Source organism: Streptomyces mexicanus (genome assembly GCF_902506575.1).
Lineage (GTDB): Bacteria > Actinomycetota > Actinomycetes > Streptomycetales > Streptomycetaceae > Streptomyces > Streptomyces mexicanus.
In genome coordinates this window covers 1-2,324 of sequence record NZ_LR732602.1, presented here as the reverse complement: position 1 = coordinate 2,324, position 2,324 = coordinate 1, and the positions used below count along the sequence as shown (strand labels likewise).

Below are 2,324 nucleotides of genomic sequence, written 5' to 3'. Positions count from 1 at the left end.
ACATCCGCCGGGTGCCCCCGCACCGCGGCCCGGCTCCGCGGCGGGGATCAGGCCGTCGTGCCGGCAGGGATTCCAACGGGTCGATCATGTTTCGGACCATCGCACGCACCACTGACAACGCCTCGTCCTACGACTGGGCGGACAGGCAGGTGGGGCAGGGACGATGAGGCGGCGTCAGGAGACGACGGCACGGACGGTACGTCCCAGGAGGCGAAGGGACGTCAGGCAGGCAACACGCGAAGGGATGTCAGGCAGGTGTGGCTCCCCGCCGCATGGGAGCGATCCGGGACGGCGGGCAGGCCCTGTCGGGGTGCCCGGCCGTCCCGTCGCTCCGGGCGGTCCGGACTCCGCTCAGTGCCCGGGCGCGCCCTCGGGCCGCGCGTGGCGCGGCAGGAGGAACGCCAGGAGGAAGGTCAGGACGAGCATGCCGTCGACGATCCACAGCACCGTCTTCATGACGGAGCCGAAACCGCTGCGGAAGGCCGACGACGCGGTGGCCTCCAGCGCGGCGGGGATCCGCGCGCCGGCCCGCGGGGAGGTCACCGCGGACCGGGTGTCCTGCTCCCGGCGCGCGCAGGACGCCGGGGTCGCCGCGGGGTCCCTGGCCGTCGCACGGTCCGAGGCGCCCGCCCGCCGGTCCGCGATCCCGCGGTCCTGTGCGGCCGGCGCGACCTGCGCGGCGGCCAACTGCCCCCGCAATCCGTCCGAGCGGTGGTCGACGGCGGTGGCGATGCCGCCGCCCAGCAGGCCGAAGAACACGGTGCCGAGCAGGGCGACGCCGAAGGCGCCGCCGAGCTGCTGCATCGCGGTCATCGTGCCGGACGCCGAGCCGGTCTCGTGCTGCTCGACACTGGCGAGCACGATGTCGAAGAACGGCGCCATCAGCAGGCCCATCCCGATCCCGGTGACGAGCAGGGACGGCAGCAGCTGCCACGGGCCGACACCGCTGCCGACCCTGTCGAGGGTCAGCCACACGCCGAACACGCCGAGCGCCATGACGAGCGTGCCCGCCTGCAGGACGGCCCGTCCGAACCGGGCGACCCCCTGAGCGATCCCGAAGCCGACGATCATGCCGCCCGACCAGGGCACCATCACCAGACCCGCCTTCAGGGGCGCGTAGCCGAGCCCGATCTGGGTGTAGAGGTTGAAGACCAGCATGAAGCCCTGCATGGTCGAGAAGAAGATCAGTCCGAGGACCATGCCGCCGCTGAATCCGCGCTTGCGGAAGAGACCGGGGACGACCAGCGGGTCCCGACCCGCCTTGCTGCGGCGCGACTCGTACCTGCCGAAGGCGACGAAGGCGATCAGCGAGGCGGCCATCATCACGAACGTCCACGCGGGCCAGTCGTACTCGCGCCCCTGGACCAGCGGGAAGATGATAAGCAGCGCGGCCAGCGAGACCAGCAGCATGCCGGGGATGTCCAGCCGCGGCCTGCTGTCGGACCGGCTCCTCGGCAGGTAGCGCAGGGCACCGAAGAGCGCCGCGGCACCCAGCGGCAGGTTGATCAGGAAGATCATCCGCCAGCCGGTGCCGAAGTAGTCGGCGTCGACGAGCCAGCCCGCCAGCACCGGGCCGCACACCGCGGACAGGCCCATGACCGGGCCGAACATGCCGAACGCCTTCTGCGACTCCTTCGGCGGGAACATCTCCTTGATCATGCCGAGGCCCTGCGGCAGCATCACCGCGCCGAACAGCCCCTGCACGACGCGGGCGACGATCAGCATCGCGGGCGTGACGGACACCGCGCACAGCAGCGACCCCAGGGTGAAGCCGGCCGCGCCGACCAGGAACATCCTGCGGCGTCCGTGAATGTCCCCGAGCCGGCCGCCGGTGACGAGCCCGACGGCCATGGACAGGGTGTAGGCGGCGGCGAGCCACTGCAGGGTGGAGGCGCCGCCGCCGAGGTCGGCCCGCATGGAGGGGCCGGCGATGTTCGTGACCACGGCGTCGAGGAGGTCCATCACCTCGGCCGCGAGGATCACGAAGAGCGCGGGCCAGCGCCACCGGTAGGGCGCCGGCGAATCGGTCGGCGGCGTCTCGGCGGACGCGACACCGGTGGTGGACATCGGAACTCCTCGTTGAAGGACCGCACCGCGGCAGGAGCCGCGGGTGCGGCGGAACGGACGGGACGGAGGGCGGGTGACGTGCCGACTCATGGGCGCGGGCGGGCACGCAGGGGCGGCCGACCGCGTCGGAGAACGGTGTTCACCCTAACAGAACACTGCTCAGTCGCATGCGAACGCTGTTCTTCAAGATATAGCGCAACCTTCGTACGAGGACAAGCTATATCGCGTCTGTGGTGAGGTGTGGTGAGGTGTGGGGA

General features: G+C 71.5%; 1 protein-coding gene. It reads right to left on the bottom strand.

Features of this window, described 5'->3' with window-relative positions; translation table 11 throughout:
- Positions 1-351: 351 nt before the first annotated feature.
- Positions 352-2,067: an MFS transporter gene (locus GV126_RS33020; protein ID WP_159674730.1), complete on the bottom strand. Its 1,716-nt coding sequence runs from the start codon at positions 2,065-2,067 to the stop codon at positions 352-354.
- Between the last annotated feature and the right edge of the window lie 257 nt (positions 2,068-2,324).

What these genes read in the sequence shown, in the direction of transcription:
- GV126_RS33020 (WP_159674730.1), bottom strand. Translation starts at nt 2,067, where the DNA reads ATGTCCACCACCGGTGTCGCGTCCGCCGAGACGCCGCCGACCGATTCG.